This is a genomic window from Streptomyces sp. NPDC111520 (genome assembly GCF_055635295.1).
Genome location: NZ_JBVKBW010000022.1, coordinates 97,864 through 117,327, shown reverse-complemented (window position 1 = coordinate 117,327; position 19,464 = coordinate 97,864). Strand labels below are relative to the sequence as shown.

The 19,464-nt window shown below is 73.5% G+C and carries 31 protein-coding genes; 3 read left to right on the top strand and 28 right to left on the bottom strand.

Annotated elements, in window-relative coordinates:
* Positions 1–109: 109 nt before the first annotated feature.
* The gene (locus tag ACZ7MY_RS36445; RefSeq protein WP_499608846.1) at positions 110–427 is read right to left on the bottom strand and encodes a hypothetical protein; all 318 of its coding nucleotides are present in this window, start codon (positions 425–427) and stop codon (positions 110–112) included.
* Between the two features lie 123 nt (positions 428–550).
* On the opposite strand from ACZ7MY_RS36445, the gene ACZ7MY_RS36440 reads away from it, so the two are divergent.
* Genes ACZ7MY_RS36440 through ACZ7MY_RS36430 form a run of 3 tightly spaced genes read left to right on the top strand, consistent with a single transcriptional unit; the run spans position 551 to position 1,601 of the window.
* Positions 551–988 (top strand): DUF6233 domain-containing protein, encoded by a 438-nt coding sequence (locus tag ACZ7MY_RS36440; protein WP_499608843.1) that lies wholly within the window; start codon positions 551–553, stop codon positions 986–988.
* Positions 989–1,009: 21 nt separating this feature from the next.
* On the top strand, positions 1,010–1,423 hold the full coding sequence (locus tag ACZ7MY_RS36435) for a hypothetical protein (RefSeq protein WP_499608840.1): 414 nt from the start codon (positions 1,010–1,012) through the stop codon (positions 1,421–1,423).
* A 10-nt stretch (positions 1,424–1,433) separates the two neighbouring features.
* On the top strand, positions 1,434–1,601 hold the full coding sequence (locus ACZ7MY_RS36430) for a hypothetical protein (RefSeq protein WP_499608837.1): 168 nt from the start codon (positions 1,434–1,436) through the stop codon (positions 1,599–1,601).
* Positions 1,602–1,610: 9 nt separating this feature from the next.
* On the opposite strand, the gene ACZ7MY_RS36425 is transcribed toward ACZ7MY_RS36430, so the two are convergent.
* From ACZ7MY_RS36425 to ACZ7MY_RS36295, 27 genes are all read right to left on the bottom strand, one after another.
* The gene (locus tag ACZ7MY_RS36425; protein ID WP_499608832.1) at positions 1,611–1,901 is read right to left on the bottom strand and encodes a hypothetical protein; all 291 of its coding nucleotides are present in this window, start codon (positions 1,899–1,901) and stop codon (positions 1,611–1,613) included.
* A gap of 159 nt (positions 1,902–2,060) precedes the next feature.
* Positions 2,061–3,857, bottom strand: coding sequence for a hypothetical protein (locus ACZ7MY_RS36420; RefSeq protein WP_499608830.1), 1,797 nt, complete (start codon positions 3,855–3,857; stop codon positions 2,061–2,063).
* 548 nt (positions 3,858–4,405) lie between these two features.
* Complete coding sequence (locus ACZ7MY_RS36415) at positions 4,406–5,137, bottom strand: transposase (protein ID WP_499608827.1); 732 nt, start codon at positions 5,135–5,137, stop codon at positions 4,406–4,408.
* 135 nt (positions 5,138–5,272) lie between these two features.
* Positions 5,273–5,497, bottom strand: a complete 225-nt coding sequence (locus ACZ7MY_RS36410; RefSeq protein WP_499608824.1) for a DUF3310 domain-containing protein — start codon at positions 5,495–5,497, stop codon at positions 5,273–5,275.
* Positions 5,498–5,641: 144 nt separating this feature from the next.
* Positions 5,642–6,022, bottom strand: coding sequence for an HNH endonuclease (locus tag ACZ7MY_RS36405; protein ID WP_499608821.1), 381 nt, complete (start codon positions 6,020–6,022; stop codon positions 5,642–5,644).
* A 27-nt stretch (positions 6,023–6,049) separates the two neighbouring features.
* Positions 6,050–6,283 (bottom strand): hypothetical protein, encoded by a 234-nt coding sequence (locus ACZ7MY_RS36400; protein WP_499608818.1) that lies wholly within the window; start codon positions 6,281–6,283, stop codon positions 6,050–6,052.
* Positions 6,280–6,909: a hypothetical protein gene (locus ACZ7MY_RS36395; RefSeq protein ID WP_499608816.1), complete on the bottom strand. Its 630-nt coding sequence runs from the start codon at positions 6,907–6,909 to the stop codon at positions 6,280–6,282. The genes ACZ7MY_RS36400 and ACZ7MY_RS36395 overlap by 4 nt, the downstream gene beginning before the upstream one ends.
* Positions 6,910–6,993: 84 nt before the next feature.
* Positions 6,994–7,524 carry a hypothetical protein gene (locus ACZ7MY_RS36390; protein ID WP_499608813.1) on the bottom strand — a complete coding sequence of 177 codons (531 nt, stop codon included), beginning with the start codon at positions 7,522–7,524 and terminating at the stop codon, positions 6,994–6,996.
* Between the two features lie 257 nt (positions 7,525–7,781).
* Positions 7,782–8,009: a hypothetical protein gene (locus tag ACZ7MY_RS36385; RefSeq protein ID WP_499608811.1), complete on the bottom strand. Its 228-nt coding sequence runs from the start codon at positions 8,007–8,009 to the stop codon at positions 7,782–7,784.
* Between the two features lie 55 nt (positions 8,010–8,064).
* A complete protein-coding gene (locus ACZ7MY_RS36380) occupies positions 8,065–8,301 on the bottom strand; it encodes a hypothetical protein (protein WP_499608808.1) in 237 nt (78 codons plus the stop codon).
* Positions 8,302–8,378: 77 nt separating this feature from the next.
* A complete protein-coding gene (locus ACZ7MY_RS36375) occupies positions 8,379–8,609 on the bottom strand; it encodes a hypothetical protein (RefSeq protein WP_499608805.1) in 231 nt (76 codons plus the stop codon).
* Between the two features lie 133 nt (positions 8,610–8,742).
* A complete protein-coding gene (locus tag ACZ7MY_RS36370) occupies positions 8,743–9,483 on the bottom strand; it encodes a hypothetical protein (RefSeq protein ID WP_499608802.1) in 741 nt (246 codons plus the stop codon).
* 100 nt (positions 9,484–9,583) lie between these two features.
* Positions 9,584–9,925 (bottom strand): hypothetical protein, encoded by a 342-nt coding sequence (locus ACZ7MY_RS36365; RefSeq protein WP_499608800.1) that lies wholly within the window; start codon positions 9,923–9,925, stop codon positions 9,584–9,586.
* 131 nt (positions 9,926–10,056) lie between these two features.
* Positions 10,057–10,959 carry a hypothetical protein gene (locus ACZ7MY_RS36360; protein WP_499608797.1) on the bottom strand — a complete coding sequence of 301 codons (903 nt, stop codon included), beginning with the start codon at positions 10,957–10,959 and terminating at the stop codon, positions 10,057–10,059.
* 91 nt (positions 10,960–11,050) lie between these two features.
* Positions 11,051–11,365: a hypothetical protein gene (locus ACZ7MY_RS36355; RefSeq protein WP_499608794.1), complete on the bottom strand. Its 315-nt coding sequence runs from the start codon at positions 11,363–11,365 to the stop codon at positions 11,051–11,053.
* An 85-nt stretch (positions 11,366–11,450) separates the two neighbouring features.
* Positions 11,451–11,837, bottom strand: a complete 387-nt coding sequence (locus ACZ7MY_RS36350) for a hypothetical protein (protein ID WP_499608792.1) — start codon at positions 11,835–11,837, stop codon at positions 11,451–11,453.
* Between the two features lie 85 nt (positions 11,838–11,922).
* Positions 11,923–12,291 carry a hypothetical protein gene (locus ACZ7MY_RS36345; RefSeq protein ID WP_499608789.1) on the bottom strand — a complete coding sequence of 123 codons (369 nt, stop codon included), beginning with the start codon at positions 12,289–12,291 and terminating at the stop codon, positions 11,923–11,925.
* 82 nt (positions 12,292–12,373) lie between these two features.
* Entirely contained in the window at positions 12,374–13,390 is a 1,017-nt protein-coding gene (locus ACZ7MY_RS36340; RefSeq protein WP_499608787.1) for a hypothetical protein, read from the bottom strand.
* Between the two features lie 92 nt (positions 13,391–13,482).
* Entirely contained in the window at positions 13,483–14,760 is a 1,278-nt protein-coding gene (locus ACZ7MY_RS36335; RefSeq protein ID WP_499608784.1) for a hypothetical protein, read from the bottom strand.
* A 222-nt stretch (positions 14,761–14,982) separates the two neighbouring features.
* On the bottom strand, positions 14,983–15,282 hold the full coding sequence (locus tag ACZ7MY_RS36330) for a hypothetical protein (protein WP_499608781.1): 300 nt from the start codon (positions 15,280–15,282) through the stop codon (positions 14,983–14,985).
* A 66-nt stretch (positions 15,283–15,348) separates the two neighbouring features.
* Positions 15,349–15,801 (bottom strand): hypothetical protein, encoded by a 453-nt coding sequence (locus ACZ7MY_RS36325; RefSeq protein ID WP_499608778.1) that lies wholly within the window; start codon positions 15,799–15,801, stop codon positions 15,349–15,351.
* A 93-nt stretch (positions 15,802–15,894) separates the two neighbouring features.
* Positions 15,895–16,305 carry a hypothetical protein gene (locus tag ACZ7MY_RS36320; RefSeq protein WP_499608775.1) on the bottom strand — a complete coding sequence of 137 codons (411 nt, stop codon included), beginning with the start codon at positions 16,303–16,305 and terminating at the stop codon, positions 15,895–15,897.
* Between the two features lie 66 nt (positions 16,306–16,371).
* Positions 16,372–17,040, bottom strand: coding sequence for a hypothetical protein (locus tag ACZ7MY_RS36315; protein ID WP_499608772.1), 669 nt, complete (start codon positions 17,038–17,040; stop codon positions 16,372–16,374).
* A 104-nt stretch (positions 17,041–17,144) separates the two neighbouring features.
* Positions 17,145–17,864 (bottom strand): hypothetical protein, encoded by a 720-nt coding sequence (locus ACZ7MY_RS36310; protein ID WP_499608769.1) that lies wholly within the window; start codon positions 17,862–17,864, stop codon positions 17,145–17,147.
* 77 nt (positions 17,865–17,941) lie between these two features.
* Positions 17,942–18,415 (bottom strand): hypothetical protein, encoded by a 474-nt coding sequence (locus tag ACZ7MY_RS36305; protein WP_499608766.1) that lies wholly within the window; start codon positions 18,413–18,415, stop codon positions 17,942–17,944.
* Positions 18,416–18,485: 70 nt separating this feature from the next.
* Positions 18,486–19,013 carry a hypothetical protein gene (locus ACZ7MY_RS36300; RefSeq protein WP_499608764.1) on the bottom strand — a complete coding sequence of 176 codons (528 nt, stop codon included), beginning with the start codon at positions 19,011–19,013 and terminating at the stop codon, positions 18,486–18,488.
* Positions 19,014–19,087: 74 nt separating this feature from the next.
* A complete protein-coding gene (locus tag ACZ7MY_RS36295) occupies positions 19,088–19,450 on the bottom strand; it encodes a hypothetical protein (protein ID WP_499608761.1) in 363 nt (120 codons plus the stop codon).
* Positions 19,451–19,464: the final 14 nt, after the last annotated feature.

Below are 19,464 nucleotides of genomic sequence, written 5' to 3'. Positions count from 1 at the left end.
GCTCATTAGTAGTTCTGGTACCTCCCGAGTTAGGAGGTGCTTAGGAGCAGGGGCCCCACCGTGTCAGGCCGCGCGATCTCCGCGCGTGCACGGGGACTGAGCCGACCCGCTACCGGCCGCCGCCCATCGTGCGGATGACGTCCGCCGCATCGCGGTCGCTCCGCAACGAGATCTCGATGGCCAGCATCGCCACCTGACCGGCCATCGCCATCAGCAGACTCGGCAGGATGCACTCCTCATCGGACCCGGCCGCAGCCAGCCGGGCGTAGGACACGCCCAGCTCGGCACTGAACCTCTCCTCGATGGCCGCCCCCGCCTCCTGCGGGGACCTGGTCGCCGGGATGGTCAGGTGCTCCAGGCCGTTCTCGGCCATGAGGAGGGCCAGGCGGCGGGCTTCCTGGTCAAGCACGGGCAGGTCGATGTCCACGGGGAACCCCTTCTCGCGGGTGTCGGTCGGCGTAGCCTCCCACCGCGCAGGCCCGGGCCGCAGGCGCCTGTCCCCCGTCCGGGCGATACCGCCACGCCGGGGCCCCGGCGTACATTCGGACGCGTGTACGAAGACCTGCCACCCGACGTCGAGCGCCTGGACATGCTGGCGAAGCACCTGCAGACCCAGCTCGACCGCGTCCGGGAGCAGTGGAACGCCAAGGGGGCCGCGCACGGGGACCTGCCCGGCGACCCGGCGGAACTGGACTTCATCGGGAAGTGGATCGCCCTCACGCTGCGGCGCGTGGAGGAGCAGCGCGAGGAAGCCGACAGCGGCACGCAGCCCTGGCGCTCCGGACGGCCACCGGGGTTCGTGCTCCAGCACCTGCGTACCGGTGACAGCGTCGTCGGCAGGGGCATCCTGCACCGGCCGGACTGCCCGATGGCGGACGGCAAGCGGCTGTCGTGGGAGGCCGCCCGCCTGGCGCTGCAGGAGCGAAAGATCTCCGTGACGGAGCCCTGTACGGAGTGCCGCCCCGACGAAGACCTGCGAGCGGGCTGACCACGCCGGTACGGTCGCGGCATGAGCAACCCCACCGACGGCGAACTGCCGCCCTTCGACCCCGCCGACTACCCGCCCCAGCTCCGGAGCGCGCTGGCCAGCATGAGCCGACGGGGCGACGTGGTCGACATGGCCAGCGGCCAGGTCGTCGCCCAGGACGGCCGCATGGTCGACGACCCGGACCCGGCCGCGCTCGTCGCCTGCAACGAGTGCGCGCGGGCGATCGGCCTCGGCTGGTGGGGCAGCATCGCCCGGCACCCCGCCCCGGAGGGTGCGCCCGTGTGCGTGCTCTGCCTCGAAGGCGAAGCCGTGCACACCGCCGCGGCGTGGATGGCCGCGGCCGCGCAGCTCGTCCAGGCGCGCGCCGCCGACGGGCAGCGCCGCACCTGGCGGGATGACGCGGCCGCCGGCCTCGGCGTGCGCCTGCCCGACTGACGGGGGACACGTGAACAAGGGATGGCACGGGATCGCAGCGCTGGCCGCGCTCTGGGGCATCGGCGCGCTGTACGCCTGGTACGACCGGAACTTCATCGGGCTGGCCGTCTGCGGCGGCGGCGCGCTCCTCTTCGCGGCCGGGGCCTACAAGGCCAAGAACGAACCCGAAGACGACTAGGCAGCCGGATCACACGGTGCAGCTGCAGCACCGCGCGGCGGCCGCCGCAGCCACGACCGGGCGGCCGTCCCGCACCCCGTCAGGGGCCCCGTAGACGACGACCACCGTGTCCGGGTCGGCCAGGCACGCATGCGAGGCCAGCAGCGCATCCAGGGCCGCGTGCGCCGCTCGGGCCCGGGCGTCCGGGTCGCCCTTCGGCCACTGGCCCGTGCCCGTGTGGGCGCGCCCGGCAGTGCCCGCGCCGACGGCGGTGAGCAGCACGTCGGGGTGGTAGCCGCGAAATCCGGGGTCACAGGGCATCGGGGGCCTCGATCAGGTGGTGCCAGGGGGGTACGTGTCCACGCTAAGCGGCACCGCCGCGGCGCCCCGTCGACCGCCCGGACGATCCGCGCCCGGGCCGCATCCACCTCGCGGCGTACCCGCCCCCCTCCGCCGTGACCTGGCCGAGACCCGGGCCGGTCAGTTCATCAGGCCCAGGCGGCGCGAGTCGAACACGTCCTCCGGCTCGTACAGCGCCAGCAGCGCCCCGTCCGCCCGGTCCGGGGAGTCCACACCCCGCGCCTTCATCGCCTTCTTCGACTCGACCACCGAAGCGCCCGAACTGTTCGTGCTGAGGTTCGGCGTGCCGAGCTGGATCGCGCACTTGTGGTCCACGCGCAGCCGCAGTTGCCCGTGCCCGGCCTGGTCGTCGTCGTCCTGGTCGCCGTCGCGGCCGTCGACCCGATGCGACGGGGCCGGCTGCATGAGCGACCGGGCCGCAAGCCACATCTCGTCTCTCTTCCGCCACGGCCGCATGACCTGCCCGGGGTCCTCACGGTCCGGGTCGACCGACTCCGACACCATCACGCCGACGATCTGCGCCCCGTGCTCGCCTTCCTCGCCCCACCGCTCCAGCAGGGAGTGCGCGCCATGCCCCAGGCCGTTGCGGTCGACCTTCACGCGCACCGGGGCCTGCGTGCCCAGGGCCCGCGCAAGGTTCTCTGCGGCCTTGATTTCCTCGAGCACCTTCCCCGCCACATCCACCTGGTTGATGTTCACCTGGCCCGATGAGGCGTGCCGGAACTCGACCGCGTCGCCGACCGCCCGGTAAATCGTCATCTCGTCGCCGCCGTCGGCCGCGACGTCGACACCGAGCCGGATCCACGCGCCGCGCTTCACCGTGTGCTCGGCGGTCTCCTCCGGCAGGCCCAGGTCGCACAGCCGCACCCAGTCCGGCCCTTGCGGGTCCGGCTTGGCCTGCGCGGCCTCGATGAAGCTGAGCGGCAGCGCCTTGTTCGCGCCGCCCTTGGGGAACCGGGCGTGCACCTTGGCGATCGTGTACGGGTGATCCGGGCCGTACTCGCGGATGGTGCGCTCCACCCAGTCCATCGACGGCAGGTGATCCGCCAGGGAGTGCCGCTCCCTGGTCGGCGGACAGTCGTTGCAGAACGGCACCCGCTCCCCGGTGATCAGCGGCGAGTCCAGGGTGCGGATCGGGATGGTGATGCTGCCCGGCTTCTCCGGGTCGTTGCCCTCCTCGCACGCCACCTCGAACCACGACCGGGGGTCGTCCGCCGGGGGGTTGCCGATCGCCAGCATGCGCGCGTCACCGGTCAGCAAGTTGTTGGTGCCCGCGCCGATCATCCGGTCGATGCCGCCCGCCTCGTCAACGATCAACAAGAGCTTCGGCGTGCCGTGAATGCCCTGCATGGCGGCCTCATCGTTGGAGGGCGCGGTGAAGCCGTACGCGACAGCCACGTCATTGCCGTGGACGTCGGGGATCTTCCACTGGGTGGTGTCGCAGAACCCGGGCAGGCCTGCGCGGGCGACGACCTTCCGAATGTGCGGCCACAGCTGGTACCGGACCTGCCGGAACCGGGTCGCCGTGGTGACAATCACCATCGTGCCGGGCGCATTCACGCAGCCCGCCCACGCCACCAGCCGCCCCGCCAGCCACGTCTTGCCGACGCCGAACCCGGCGGGAACGAGCGTGCGCGTGTGGGTGGTGACCGCGTCCAGCACCTCACGCTGCTTGGACCAGATCGACTCACCCAACACGTCCTCGGTGAAACCGGACGGGGTGTCGGCCCACAGGCCGTACAGGCTGCCGGTCTCCCGCTCCACCTCGCCCAGGACGAACGCGCGCTCCCGCGCCCCGAGCGTCTTGAACGTGGCGCGGCGCGGGCCGGCGGGGGCGCGCAGCAGGAGATCCGCAACGTTGGCGGCATCGGAGGACCGGACCCCCCGGCCACGGGTCCGCGCTGCCGCTGCCGCCACTGCTGAGGTGGTGGGCGGGGGCGGGCCAGGGCGGCCGGGGGTCGGCATGCGGGGCATCGTGCGGGCCCGGCGGGGGTTGTGTCGCCAGGTCCCGGACCCTCGGGGGGTGGGGGCCTAAGAGTCCGAAGACCTGGCGACACGTCCGTCCCCGCCGTCGAGCGGAGCAGTCCCGACGGCGGGGGCTGTCGCCGACGGTGGGTGGACGCTCCCACCGTCGGCTGCTGGCACCCGGCGGCAGGTCTCTGGGGGAACCTGCCGCCGGGAGTTGGTGCCTCCGGCGGCGGCGCCTGGAGAGAGACCGCCGCCGGAAGGGGGTTCCGGCGGCGGGGCCTGTAGTAATAACCGCCGCCGGAAGTTTCCGGGCCCGGCGGCAGACGCGGGGAGTGTGCCCGCCGCCGGGAGCTCATGCCCTCGCGGTGGGACTGGGCTGACGAGTCAGGCCCGGCCGCGGTGGCCTTGCAATAGGAGGGAACGTCGGCCCGGCCCGGAGTGTGACAACGCCGCCCGGCGAATTTCGCGGGGCGGCGTCATGGCAGGTCAGGGCCGTGTCAAACGGCGGCCTTCTTCTTGGCGCGGGCGATCCACGTGCCGAGCGTCGCCGACGGCACGCCGTACTCCTCGGCGACGTCCTTGCGGGCGCGGCCGCCGAGCACCTCGGCAACAGCGCGCTCCCGCAGCTCCTTGTCGGCGGCCGGGGTACGGGTCGCGCCCACGATGTCCGTGATCCGGCTGTAGGAGTTGAGGCCGAGCACCACCATCACCTGATCGCGCGTCCACCCGTAGTCGGGGCCCAGGAGCGTCTTCACGGCGTCGTTGCGGACCTTCAGCGCCACCTCGCGGCGCGCCCGGGCCGTCTCGATCTCCGCCGCCAGGTCGATGAGCTGCTTCACGGCCTTCGCTGTCGGCATGTGCGCGATCCCGGCAGCCTTCGCGGCCGCGACGCGCTCCGGGCCGGGCGCGGGAACGTCCTCGCCGTCGGCCAGGCCCAGCGCGGCCCGGGTGATCTTCACGACGGCCTGCTCTGTGACGCCGGACGACTTCCACACCCCACGGGTCCGCTCGTACGCCCACAGGGACAGGAGAGCGGCGTCCCGGCGCGGCCGCAGGCTGGCCATGGCGGCGTCGGCCTGGTGCACGATCTGCCCGGCACGGTGCCCGCGACGGGTGAGGTCGGCGGCCAGGGCGTCGAGCTCGGCGGCCGTCCCGTCGGAGGCCTGGCGGCGGATGTCGGCGAAGTCAGGGCGCGGGATACGGACGATGTCCGGGTTCGGTGCGGTCACGGCGGCTCTCCTTAGCGGGCACGGCTTTGCAGTCGGGCCGGCTGGGGCATCCCCATCACCGAGCACCCTCAAAGATACACCGGCAGAAGTGAACCGGGGCCCCGCAGGAGACAGGCGGCCGCGACCGCACCGGGCTCAGCCGTCCTCCGGCACCCCCAGCCGCCGCATCTCGCGGCGCAGGTAGAACAGCGCCTTGCGCAGGTCCACGTCCGGCTCGGCGGTCTTCCTGCCTGCCCGGACCAGGTACTTCACGACGTTGCCCGCGTTGAACGGCAGATGCTCGGCCAGGTCGATGGCCTCCAGGCCTCCAGGCAGCGCGTAGTGCGCCGGGCGGTCGACGGCCTCCGTCCGGTCAGGCACGGCGCGCCCCCGGCCACAGCCGGACAGGCCTGCCCGGTACGCAGTCGCACAGGTCGGGGAACTCCCCGCACTCCGGGCACAGGTGATGGCGGGGGCACTCCCCGTCCTGGTGCGCTTCCCGGTCGCACGCCGGGGCGTTCGGCCTCACCGCCGGAACCCTTCGGGTGCCTGGATCCTCGTGGCGGTGCCGTCGTGCCCCATGAGCATCCAGCCGCCGAGCGTCGTCCACACGGGCACCGTCGCCGGGTCGGTGGGGCGGCGCACCTTCCAGCCGAAGCGGTAGGCCTCAGCCGGGCGCGCCTCGAACGCCATGTTGCAGGCCTGGCAGGCGGTCAGCAGGTTCGCCGGGCTGTTGATGGCCGGGTCGCTGCTGCCGCCCATGGCCCGGTTGACGCGGTGCTGCACCGTCAGCGTGACGGCGGAGCCGCAGCGGACACAGCGGGTCAGGTCGCGGGCGTACACGGCCTGCCGAACGGCGGGAGTCGGGCCGGTATTGCGGGCCCGGGGGCGGGTCTTGGCTGGCATGGCGCGCACGGTGCGCCCCTGGCGGGCTCAGTGTCGCGCCCTGCCCGCACAGTCGTCGCAGGGCTCCTGCCGCAGCGGCACGTTCAGGCAGGCGAAGAGGACCCCGCCGGGCAGCCGGACCCCCACGGTGCGGTTGCAGTTCTCGTCACCGCCGCGCCAGCCGTCCAGGTACAGCAGCCGCCAGCGGCGGGTGAGGCCGTCGGCGGTCCACCAGAAGAACCGGGACGACACCGGCTCCGGCTCGTCGCCTTCCGGGGTCACTCCGGCTCCACGGAGCGGATCTCCAGGTCCTCGTTGTCCTGGGTGTGCACGCCCATGTCGAGCTGGCTCTCCCACTCGCTCCGGTTGGAGTCCAGCCAGTCGTAGAGCTCGGCCATCGCCGGGTGCATGTCGTCGCCCCAGTCGTCGGCGCGGCCGGTCGCCACGGCGTCGGCGACCCCTGCGGCGAGCTCCGGCGGGATGCGGACAACCGCGGGGATGTGGAAGACGCAGGCCTCGGCGCACGTGATGCCCATGCGCACCGGCACCATGCCGTCGTCCCACTCCTCGTCGTCGTCCTCGTCGGCCTGGTCGTCGCCGTCGGCGGGCGCGGCCGCCTTCCCCTCCGGGGCCTCGTCGTCCTCCCAGCCGGGCACGTCGTCCTCGGCGGTCTCCCCGTGGTCGATCAGGCAGTCACCGGCCGTCTGGTGCTCCTCCACCCACATGCGGGCCGCGTCGGCGCCGTCGAACGCGTCGAGCACAGCGGCCAGGGCCTCCACCTCCGTGCACGTCAGGTTCGGCGCGACGTGCATGGCGGTCATCGAGTCGGCGAACGCGCTGGCGAACTCGTGGGCGAGCATCGACGGCACGGTCAGCGTGGGCACGTAGATCGGATGAGAGTGCGGCATGGGGGTGGTTCTCCTGGGGCGGTGCGGGCGGTGCTGGCGTAGCGGGCCCGAAGGTTGCCGGCCACTGCGCACTACGTCGCGTGCTCACCCCACGGGCGCGTGCGCCGCCTGCTCCTTGCGCAGGTCGTTGTAGTACCCGCCGAACGGAAGGCCCGGATGCTGGTCGGCGGGGCCGTCCAGCTCCTCGACGTCGTCGGCCTCCTGCTCCCGCCACTCCACGAACGACGGGAGCTCTTGCAGGCGGGCCCGGGCGTCGGCCAGGTCGGCACCCACGACGACCCACAGGTACGGGGCCTCACCGTCGTGCCGCTCCCGCCCGGCCCACGTGAGCGTGAACGTCCGCCCGCACAGCGGCGAGCCGTACACCTCGGTCAGCCCGCGCATCACCTCGCCGAGCATCGTTTCGGCCTCCGCCGACTGCTCCGTGCGCACCTGGTCGAACGCCACCAGGGCGCCCTGCCGGATCGACCCCCCGTCCTCGGTCAGCAGGGGCGCGAGCTCACCCTTGTGGCGGGCGGTCATGGCCTGCCATCCGGTGATCAGGTCCCACGCGAGCGCGGTCGGGTCGGAAGCGAACAGGGGCGGGGCGGTGTTTTCGGCGGTGCTGGTGCTCATGGCGCCGCACCCTGCGGGCCCCGGTGGTCTTACGTCCCGCACTGCCCGGACACGGAAGCGCCCCGCCGACACGGGGGTTAGTCGGCGGGGCGCAGCTTGGGGGCGGCCCAGGGTTCGACCCATCCCGGGAGCACGGGGATCGCGCGGGCCGCCATGGAACGACCGGTGTTCCTCCGGCCGCTGCTCCATCGCGCACCCATCGTAGGCGCGCCCACGGAGAGCCGGGCCCACGCGGAGGCCGGCCCGCCCCCTCGGCGTCAGCCCTCGTACTGGTCGGTGTACTCCGGGCCGCCCGGCTCGGTCTCGCACCCCTCGTACTGGTCGGGCGTGCCGTGGCTGAGGACCAGGCCGTACGACTGGGGGACCAGGTCGCAGCCCTTGCCCGCCCACTGGTTGGCGAGGAACGTCCATGCGATGAGCGCCACGACTACGGCCGTGTACTTGGCCTGGCGGCTGATGCGGGGCTGTCTGGCGGTGTCGGTCATGCCGTGATTCTCGGGGCGCCACCCGGCTGGCATGGGCGGCGTGATGGGACCGTGATCATGAAACCGGCCCCTCGTCGTCGGCCTGGTCGTCGGTGGAGAGCGTGCCGGAGAAGGTGACCACGAACCCGGTGCCGTCGTCGGCCTGCCGGAAGTGCGTGCCCCACAGCAGGGGCGCGGCGCCGATCTGCACGGCGACCTGCTCCGCGATGGCTGTCAGCGCGGCCAGGGCGGTCACCGGGATCTCTCCGGGGGTGCGGAACTCGACGCTGACGGGGTGACCTTGGGACGGCACTGGGGCTTCCTCTCGGGGGTGATGGCGGGCGGGCGGGGAACGCGTGTCTCACTGTGAGACACGCGTCCGGGGCGGGCTCAGGCGGGCCACAGGAACACGGCAGGGACGGCGTCCCGGGGCGCCGCCATCCGGTCCTCCGGGCTGTAGTGCTCGCCCGTGTGAGCGTCCTCGGCGAGGTACAGGCCGAACGCAACGTCGTCGGCGGGCGCGTACCGGTTCCCCTCGGCGTCGGACGACAGGACCACCGGGGTTTCCCCGGGCAGGTCGGTCGACGCGGCGAGGAACGCGCGCAGGTCGGCGAGGTTCACGGGCGGGGCCTTCCCTGGCACTCGGCGCGGTGCTGCGCCACCAGCCGGGCGAACTCGACAGGGTCGGAGCTCTCCACGGGATAGTCGCAGCGGCCGCAGCGGAATCCGGCGCGGTCCCAACCGGGCGCGGCGCTCACTCGTCGTCCGTCTCGGCCAGGGCCTCCGCCGGGGTGATCTCCCCAACGCACAGGCGGCGGATCGCGTCGGCCATGTGCCAGTTGTCGCCGGGCAGTGCGTCCCCGAGCGCGGCCGCGAGCTGCGCGGCGACCGCCAGGCGCTCGGCCGCATCCGCCGGGGCCGGGGCGGGCTGCTCCAGGCGGCGCGTGATGGCGGCCGCCACCTGCCCGATCAGGGGCGCTCCCGTGCCCCCGCGGCGCCGGTACTCGGACTGCGCGGACAGGCGCATCCCCTCACCGACCGGGGTGTCGGAGCCGAACGCGTGCCGGATGGGCTCCGGGGCCTCGGCGAGCTCGCGCGCCAGGGCCACGATGATCGGGTCCTTGTCCAGGTCGGCATCCACCTGCGGGCCGGACAGGAGGGTGATGGGCTGGTTGTCGGCGAGCAGGTTGGCGCGGTCGAAGTCGCGGCACGGGCAGTCGCCCGGGCACGGGGCGAGGTCCAGGGGGATCCGGCCGCCCTGGTCCGCCGGGGTCACCTCGTAGGCGCGGATGTCGGCCGTGCCGTCCCGGTGCCGGGTGACCGTGACGACGCGGGCCATGTCGGCAGGCGGCGGCAGCTCCGGGAACACGTTGGCGCGCCAGTAGTCGCCGATGAGCTCCCGGGCTTCGTCCACGTCGATGCCGTCGCCGGTCATCGCCTCCACCAGGCGCTCATTCGCCCGGTGCTGTGCGGGGGTGATGGGGGTGCGGGTCATGCGGGGGTGTCTCCGTTCGGGGGGTGGCCGGCTGCCTGCCTCACCGGGAGGCAAGCAGCCGGACGGGCACAACGTCAGGCGGTGGAATCCGCGGGGGTGGTCAGTCGCAGGCTCCGGCGGCGCGGGCCTCGGCAACCTCGCCGACGGTCAGGTACCGGCCGGTGTCGATGAAGTGCTGGCGGGAGACGCTGGACTCCTTGTCGGCGTGGTCGTCGGTGGTGTTGCCGAACCGGGCGGGGTCGAGCAACCGGATCGCGGACGCCACGGCGGCGTTCCACTCCGTCCGCCAGGGCCCGTTGGCGATCAGGTAGTCCAGCGCTTCCGGCTCGGGCAGGTCGTCGGCCTGGTCGTCGCTGACGCGGGCGGTCTCGGCCCGGATGAAGCCGAACAGGTCGTCGGCGGTCTGCTCTCGCCGGGTGCGGAAGGTGTCGCTGCTGCTCACGGGGCGTTCTCCGTTCGGTGTGGATGGGGCCAGGAGCGGCCGTAGGCGGCCGCAGGGGCGCCGTAGGGGGCGCGGGGGCCCCGATGCCCGCCCGGCGGTCGCACAGGCGGGCACAGGGGCGTGTGGGGCCGTCAGAGCACGTCGAAGTCGCGGCTCGTGTGGTGCAGCACGGCCCCGGTGGTCAGGTCCACGGTCACGACGGACCACTCACCCAAGGTGTGCAGCTCGGACAGCTCCGTCAGCTCGTCCTTCGCGCCGGGGAAGTCCTCGCGGGAGACCGTGCCGTCGGCGTGGAACAGGCGGGCCCCGTCGTCGTCGTAGAACCGGCCGTTGTCCCACGTCGTGGTGTCGAACCGGACGTGCGTCACGGGCGCGGTGGACGCCAGTTCTCCGGCGGGGATCTCGGCCAGTCCCTCGCGGACGGCCTCCACCAACGAGGCCTGCTCCATGGGCTCCACGGCGGCCTCGCACGCTCCGATCACGTCGTGCAGCCGGAAGGCGTCCATGCCCGGCAGCGCGGCCTCAAGGGCGGCGGAGTCGGTCAGCAGCGCGGCAAGGAGCTGCGCGCGCTGCTCCGTCGGGAGCTTGCCCAGATCGACGGGCAACGGCCGGTCGCGCAGCGGCCCGTTCACCTCCTCCGGGGTGTTCAGGTCGATCTCCACGGCGCGGCTCGTCCCGTCGTGCAAGGACACGTCGAAGACGCACGCGATGCTGCCCGGGTCGCGGTGGACCGCCAGGGCCTGCCGGGCGGCGTCCTCCGGACTGTCGGCGTGCAGCTCCATCGCCCACGCCACGTGGTACTCCCCGGGGCCCGTCGGGGCCGGGCGGGCGTCCTCCCACTCCCCGCCAGGCATGCGGGACACAGGGATCAGGTGCGGGTACTTCTCCGCGTGCCACATGGCGGACTCACGGCTGAACGACGCGTCCATGACGTGCGTCTCGCGCGGCCGCATGGACCACAGCCGGAACTCCTCGGAGTCGTGCTCTGCGCAGGGGACGGCGGTGGCGGTGGTGCGGGGCTCGGGGGTGCTCATGCGGGGTGCTCTCCGTTCGGGTGGGGCCGCCGCGCATCGTGGGGTGCGGGGCGCGGCGGCCGGGGTGTTGGGGGCGGGCCGGCTGCTGCGCTCAGCGGCGGACGGCGGCGGGGACGGGCACGCAGTCCGGGCACACTCCGCTGGCGTTGAGCTCCTTCGGGAGGAAGTGCCAGCCGCAGTCTTCGCACGGGACGAAGTCCTCATCGCGGGGCGCCTTGAAGCCGAACGCGGTCATGACGTCCTGGATCGAGTCGAACAGGTCGTTGTCGGTGAGGTCCGGGTGCCCGATGCGGTACATCACGGCGGCCACGGCGCGGTGCGGGTCGGGCAGGCCGGACAGGCGGGCGAGGAAGGCGGCGGCGCGCATCAGGGCGCGGCGGGCGGCGGCGGTGATCCGGTGCAGCATGGCGGGTGTCTTTCGGTTCGGAGTGCGGGTCTTGGGGGCGGGGGCCCGCCCGGTTGCTGGCCGGGCGGGCAGGGGCGCGGCAGGGTCAGAACGGCAGGTCGTTGCTGTCCTCAAGGCGCTGGTAGCGGTCCACGATGAGCGCGGCCGCCCGGGCGTTGCCCTTGTCGCCCCGGTGCAGCCGGTCGACGTAGATGTCCAGGTCGGGGATCAGCCCGGGCACCGTGGCGTCCTCGACGGCGACGGCCTGCATGAGCCGGTTGGCGCGCCGGGTCAGGGATGCGGCGATCCGCTCGGTGGCGGCGGCCTGGTCGTGGACGTACGCGGCGTCACTCTGGAGCTTCCAGGTGTCCAGGTGGGCGCGGACGGTCGCGGCGGCCGTGGCCAGGGTCAGTGCCATGCGGCGTGCGCGGCGGATGACGCGTCGGGCTTCGGCGAGCTGGTACGGGCTGGGGGCGGTGGCGGTGGCGCTCATGGGGTGTGACCTTCCTCGGTGTTCGGGGTGCGGGGGGTGCCCGGCCCGCGCGGTGCTGGCGTGCGGGCCGGGCCGGAGCGGGGTGTCAGGCGACGGTGAGGGCGCGCCCGTCGGCGGTGCGCACGATGTGCTCGGCAGCGTGGTCGCGCTGGTAGCGGGCGACCGCGTCGGAGTGGGAGCGCCACGCCAGGTCGGCCCACCACTGGGCGTCGTCCTTGGCGGCGCGGGCGCTGTTCTCGGCGACGGCGGCCGCCCGGAAGCGGTCGGCGGCCTCGGTGGTGCCGGTGGAGCGCCACGCGGCGAACGCGTCGATCGTGGCTTCCTCGGCGGCCGCGAACCGTTCGGCGGCGACGGCCAGGGCCTCAACGGTGAAGCCCCATCGGGTCGCCAGAGAGACGACGTACGAGTCACGCATGGCGGCGGCGATCAGCGCGTCTCGGTCGACGTAGATCACGTCAGGTGCCTTTCTGCGGGGCTGTGCGGGGTGGTTGGGGGTGTCGGGGCCGCCCGGTGCTGCCGGGCGGCCCCAGGGGGCGTCAGGCGCCGCGCAGGGCGTCCGTGCGGGCAGCCGCGGGGACGATCAGCACGCGGTCGGCGGCCGCCCACGGGTCGCAGGCCTCCCACGGGTTGTGCGGCGTGTCCGGGGTGACCAGCCGCACGCCGCGCCCGACCTGGCGGCAGATGGCGCAGCACTCGGGGTCGAGCGGCGCGGGCGCGGCCGGGTAGGCGTTGACGAACCAGTCCGGGCCGTCCGACGTCCAGGACGCGAGCACCAGATCCCCGGGCTTCACCTCGTCGGCGCGCACGATCTGCTGCGTGCGCGGCATGTAGGCGACGGGCTCCCAGTCGGGGCCGGTCGGGCGGGGCGGGATGTCGGCGAGCCGGGCGCACTCCCCATCGGTGCAGCGCTGCGCGGCCTCGCACATCCGGAGCATGCCCCGCTCGAACGCCACGGCGGGGCGCAGCGTGTCGGTGTCGACGCTCCCTTCCTCGTTGGAGTCGAACGCGACGCGGGTCCGGTCCCGGTCAGGGTTGGTGGGGTGCGGCAGGTCGGCGACGACCGTGCCGGACTCGCCGTGAATCACGGAGATGACGCGCTGCCCGACGCCGTACGCGACCCGGGCGACGGAGGCCGGCGCGCTGCTCCCCATGGCGATGTTCGTCATCTCCGCGAGGGTCAGCGTGCAGTCGCGCCCGGCGTGGCGGCGAGCGTGGTGCAGGGCGTCGCGCGCCTTCTCCTCACTCAGCCCCTTGCCGACGGCGTCGGCGAGCATCCCCGCTTCCGTGGCGCGGTTGATGGCGACGTACCCGGCAAGGGTGAGCTCCCAGACGTGCCGGTCGTAGGTGACGCGGTCGGTGCGGATGGCGCGGGTGCCGGGGGTGATCTTCCGGCGGGCGATCCATCCCCAGCGGGCAAGAGACCGCTCGGTGCCGCCGTGAATGGTGAGGTAACCGTGCTCTCCGCGCAGCGTGGCGATGACGCGGCCGGGGTTGTCGGCGATCAGGAGGAGTGCGACCGCCTGAGCGGTGGAGGGCTTCGGAGTGCGGGTCACGGCAGGTGCCTTTCTGCGGGCCGTTGCGGGTGGTGGTGGGGTGTGGGGGCCGCCCGGTGCTGGCGGGCGGCCCCACGGGCTGTCAGGGGGCGTCAGTGGACGACGGGCAGGGAGGGGGCGGCGTCCAGAAGTTCGCGCTCCCACTCGGTCAGTTCGATCGGGCGCTCCACGGACCAGGTGGCGTACTCGTTGCCCTGCACGGCCCAGTAGTCCTCACGGTCGGTCACCCAGCCGCGCCCATCGGCCCACTTCTGCGTGCGCAGGAACGACGCGGGCACACGGCCGTAGGCGAGCGCTTCGGCGACGTTGGTGACCGTGCCTTCCCAGTGCCACACGCCAGGGGTCTTGGACGTCTCGGCGTCGAGCCGCACGCGCATGCCGTATTCGAGCACCACGTCCCCGGCGCGCAGCTCGGACGTGTTCAGGTGCAGCCTCTCGACCGGCACGGCGGGCGGCTGCGCGATCGGCTCGGCGGGCTGCTCCTCCTCCGCCGGGGCGGGCGGCAGAGCGAACACCACGCGGGAGACCCGGTCGTGCATGACCGTCCACCCGGCGGCGCGCATGTCGGCCGCGTACGTGGCGAGCTGGGAGCGCCACGGGCCACGGTCCGGGGTCTGGTACTGCCCCTTGACCAGGTGGGAGATGACGACCCGCCCATCCGAGCGCTGCCCGATCAGGAAGCCGGTCGCAGTCGAGATCTCCGGGTTGTAGTTGGCGTCGAGCTCCCCGGAGTCCTCGCGGTCGTTGCCCTTGAGGATCGCGGCGGCGGCCGCCGGGGCGTCGCCCTGCTCCAGCAGCTCGGCCACCTCTTCGGCCAGGGCGGCGGCGCGCTCCTCGGCGGCCAGGTCGGCCATGACCTGGCGGGCGTCCTCGGTGCTCGCGCCCCGGTCGATGGCGTTGTAGGCGGCCTGGAGCATCGTGGCGGTGGTGCGGTCGTCGATGTCGGCGTACATGTTGAACGTGCCGTCAAGGCTGGTCCACTGTGCCTGCCGGGTGATCGGGTCGTCGTTGTGCTCGCCCCGCTCGATCTCCAGCGCGGTCATGTCGCGGTTCTCGTCGGAGGCGGTGAACGCGTGCTCTGCGGCGTTGCACACCTGGGAGAAGGCGAACAGCTTCTTCCAGGCGGCCTCTTCGCGGGCGGCCTCCAGCTCGGCGGCCTTCTCGGCGGCGTAGGTGGCCTTGGCTTCCCGCCAGCGGGCGGCGTTCTCGGTGTCGCCCTTGATCTCCGACTGCCGGATCAGGCCGTCGATGGTGTGCGTGCCCTCGGGGGTCATGAGGCCAAGGCGGACGAGCACGGCCAGGGTGGCGGGGCGGACCTTGCCGCCGTCGCGGACGGCACGGGTCTGAGCGGGGGTCAGGCGGAGCGTCATCGGGTGCTGCCTTTCGTCGGTGTGCGGGGCCCGGGGTGGCTTGCTGGTTCCCTCCCGGGAGCTCAAACACTACACCATCGGAAGTGACACGCAACAGGGGGTGTCCGGGGGGTCGCCCGGGGTGCCGCCGCGCCACACTCCGGGCCGGTCGGCGACCCGCGCGCCCGCGCGATTGAGCACGGTCCCGAAAGTCCCGTCGAGCGTGCGGGCCGGCCACCTCACTCAGGCTGTGTGCGCAAGGTCGGGGAGCTCGTACAGGCGGGAGCGGGCGGCGGCGGTGGCTTCGAGCGCGGCTAGCAGCTCCCGGTGCTCGTCCGCGTCGAAGGTGTCGACGGCGTGGTCTGCCAGCAGGTCGGAAGCGCGTGCCATCACCAGGTGCAGCGCCGTCACTCCCAGGTCTGCGGCGTGCTGGGCGGTGGCGGCGACCGCACGGACAGCGGCGGCGGCCTCGCGGGCTTCCCGGGGGCCGGTGGCCTTCAACAGGGCGACGCTGGCAGTGCGCAGGGCGGCGGGGTCGATCACGGTCTCTCCAGTGGGCAACGGGCCGCGCCCCGGCGGGATGGCCGGGGCGCGGGAGGGATGGGGCGGTCAGGCGGACGCGATGCCGACGCCGTGCCACCACGGGGCGGGGCCTCCGTCGAGCGGCTTGCCGGTGGACAGGATCAGGGAGCGGCCCGGGGCGGCGGTGAAGGGAAGCGCCCCTTCGTCCAGGGCGACGGACAGCATCGCGGTGGCCACGCGGCGGGTCACGGTCGCGGTGTCGGTGCTGCCCCACTCGCCGACGGCCAGGTTGTCCCCCTCGGGGAGCATGCAGGCGGCGCGGAGCAGGCTCGCCAGGTCGTCCCCGGCGGCGTGCTTCACCTGCGGCCAGGTCAGCAGCGGCGGGGAGGTGACGGGGATCGGGTTGTCCGCGCCTGCCTCGATCGCGCGCATCGCGGCGACCTTGCGCTGTTCGGCGCGGCGGACGTAGTCGGCCATGAGCTTCGGGGTGTTGCTGACGTAGACGGCTCGGTCGGGGGCGGGGGTGGTGGTTGCGTCCATGGGTGGTGCCTTTCGTGTGCGAGGGGCCGCGGGGCCCCGTAGGTGGGGAACGTCGGAGCGGTGTGGGCTGTGACAGCGCGCAGGCCGGCGCGCTCAGCGGGCGGGGAGCGCGAGGGACGCGGCGGGAATGATGAGCACCGGGTCGTTGCGGAACCAGAACTCGCAGTTGCCGTCCTCATCGCGGGCGACCATCACGTACCGGGCGGCCGCGTCGACCTCGTCCTCTTCCACGTTGCGCTCGCAGTCCGGGCAGTCGCAGAACTCGGTGTACGGACGGGGCTCGGCAAGGCGCAGGAACTCGTAGTGCTCGGCTTCGCGGGGGCCCTGGTCGCCGTCGGCGAAGCCCGCGAGCAGCAGGTCATCCGCCTTCACCTCGTGGGCGAGCACCACCACGGCGTGGGCCAGGTCGACGCCTTCCCACATGGGGTCGTACGGGTCTCCGGTGGGCCGCTCGGTGATGACCAGCGGGGCCAGGACGGCGGGGTGATGGACGGTGCGGCGCATGGGGTGGTCTCCCGTTCGGTGGCGGGGCCCGCGCGGTGTGCTGCCACGCGGGCCCCGGAGGGGCGGTCAGGCGGCGGGCGTGGTTAGCGCGTCCAGGAGCGCGGCAAGTCCCTTGTGCACGGCCTCGGCGGGCAGGGCGGCCGCGCTGATGGCGGCCATGCCGTTGGGGTAGACCGTGACGGTGTCGCCGGTCTCGCTGCCGTACACGTCTTCCAGGCGGTGCCGTCCAGGCGCGGCGGCGGTCAGGTCTTCGGTGCGGCCACCCTCGGCGGCCATGAGCGGCGCCAGCTCCACGTGGGAGTAGGCGGCGTCGATGAACGCGCGGGCGGCGGCCGTCGGCAGCTTGGCTTCCACCAGCACTTCGGAAGCGGTGGCCATCAGGTACAGGCGGTGGCCGGCCGGGGCGTCCGCCCACGACACGTCGGCGCGGCCCCGGATCTGTCCGGGCAGGGCGAGGGGGCGCAGTCCGGGGAACGCGGCGGCGAGCATGCGGGCGGCGGCGACGGCGGCCGCGGTGGTGGCGGACTGCCAGGCGGTGACCGGGTCGACGGCCAGGGCGTCCGGCTCGTGGTCGATGTCGATGCCGAGACCGGTCAGCCACTCGCCGACAACTTCCATGGCGACCCAGGCGTCCCAGCCCTGCCCGCTCTGCGCGTCGCGCCACATGCGGGAGTACAGGCCGGTGATGGCGACGCCTTCGGGCGAGGTCACGTCGAACACGGGGGCGTGCGTCATGGTGGGATCTCCGATCTAAGTTACTTGCGGGTATGGGTGCGACCTGCGGTTTTCCCGCACTCCGGCCGCGCCGTGCGGGGGCGCGGCCGGGGTGCGAGGGGCTGTCAGCGGTCGCGGATGACGCGGAGCGCTTCGATCTCGGCCAGCAGGTCGGGCGTGATCGCGTCCGTGTTGGCCGAGGCGTAGTCGTCCCAGGGCCACCAACCGGCGATGTCGTACAGGCCGTCGGCGTCGGGGGTGATCACCCTGTCGCCCGACTCCGGCTCGTAACTGGCGTCCCAGGACATCACGATGGTGTCCCCGCGCCACTCGGCGGTCAGGCCGTACTCGCAGGCGACCAGGTCGCGGACGATGTCCTCGGCGGTGGCGCGGGTGAAGCGGAAGCCGCTGCCCTCGGTGCCCACCCATATGTGCGGGGTCAGCGCCGGGTACGGGCCGTCTCCGCCCCCGTCGACCACCACGAACGCCAGGGCTTCACGGACGGGGTCCGGGGTGTGGCCAAGGCAGTCCGAGGTGGTGCAGGTGCGGCCGCTGCCCTCCCAGTAGGCGCGGTGCGCGGCGAACCCGGGGGCCTCCCAGTCGTCCCCGGCGGTGTACTCCGGGCGCACTTCGGCCCAGTACCCGAACGCCTTGCGCAGGCTCGGGCGGCCGTACTGCTCGTTGTGCCCGTGCATCTTGATGTGGTCGATCCAGGACTCCCGGACGCGGTCGTAGCCGTTGCGGGACAGGTCGTAGCCGGTGCCCGGCTCGATGTCGGCCGGGTCGACTCCGGCGGCCAGGCACGCGGCGGTGCGGCGGGCCACCATCTCGGGGGTGTGGGACATGGGTGCTGCTCCTGTCTGCGGGTTGGGGTGGGCGGGCCGGCCGCCGCACAGTGCTGGTGTGCGGCGGCCGCCCCGGGTCAGAACTGGGGGGTCAAGCCCTGGTTGGTGGCGCGGTAGCGGAAGCGGCGCAGCGTCACGGCGGTGCGCGGGGTGTCCTGGTCGATGCCGAAGAACACGGGGTGCAAGCCGTAGTCCCGGACCTCGTGCGCCAGCGTGTGAAGGGCGTACACGTCGCCGGGCGTTGCGTCCGGTGCGGCGGCGGCCGCCCGTGCCTCCAGCGCCAGGCGGAGCAGGCCGAACACGCGGGGGGTGGAGTGCGTCCGCAGGTCGGCGATGCGCTCCCGGACCAGGGCCGTTTCCGAACGCCGGGTGATGGCGGGCCGGTCGGCGATGGCTTCGGCCTCCTGGAGCACGGACGGCATCAGCGCGACCGCTTCATCCAGCTCGGCCATGGTCAGCTCGTAGCGGCGCAGGATGACTGCCATGCGGTAGGCGGGGGCGAGGGTGAGGCGCAGCCGCTCGTGGTCGCTGACGATTCCGGTGGTGGGCATGGGGGGGTTCTCCGTTCGGTGTGCGGGCCGGCCGCCGCGTCGTGCTGGGGCGCGGCGGCCGTTGGGCGGGTCAGCAGTCGGGGAAGTCCAAGCCCCACCGCTCGGCGCGCTGACGGAAGTGGGCGACCTTCGCGCGGGCCCGCTTGGTCGGTCCGTCGATGCCGTAGAACTTCGGGTGCAGGGCGTGGTGCAGGGCGTCCCACGCGATGTCTTCGCACGCAAGCGCGGCGTCGGACGCGTGGTTGCGGGGCGAGGGCTGGCCGTCGAGTACGGCGGCGGCCTCGAATGCGTTCGCGGCGAGGACGCGCAGCGCCAGGGTGCGGGGGGACAGCCGCGTCCCGTAGCGGGCGAGCTCTCGCCGGGCGGTGCGGCCGCTGACTCGCTCGGAAATCTCGGGGCGGGTGGCGATGCGCTCGGCTGCGGCCATGGCGCGGCAAGCGGCGTGGGAGATCAGGGCGGCGCGGGCCGGGGTCATCTCGTAGTCGGAGATGCGGTTGGCCAGGCTGCGCAGGATCTTGACCAGGGCCCACAGGCGGGCCATGTCGCGGTCCGTCGGGTGGGCGGGGGCGGGCGGGTTGGGGAGGGTGAGAGGGAGCACGGTGGTTCTCCGTTCGGTGTGCGGGCCCGGGGCGGCCGAGTGCTGGTCGGCCGCCCCGGGAAGTCCGGGGGGTATCAGGCGGCGAGGGAGTAGCGCAGCGCGTCGAGCGCGGCCACGTACTCGGGCTTGCGCGGGTTGTAGGCGTTCACCAGGGCGGGGAGCTGCGCGCGGCTGTAGTGGCCGACGGGGCTCCACTTGCGGAAGCGGTGACCGTCCACGGTGCGCAGGGTCCGGCCGTGGCGGACGGGGGCGATCCCGATGCGCTTGGCGGCGGCGGACAGTCCGCTCGCGGCGCCCTTGATGGCCTTGACGTCGTCCACTCCGGCGGCGAGGAAGTGCGTCGCCAGTGCGCGGCCCCGGAGCAGGGACGCTTCAAAGCGGGTCTCGGCGGAGCGGCGGCGGAGTGCGGCGCGGGCGTCGCGGGCGCGCTTGTTCATCGGCGGGGGGTGCC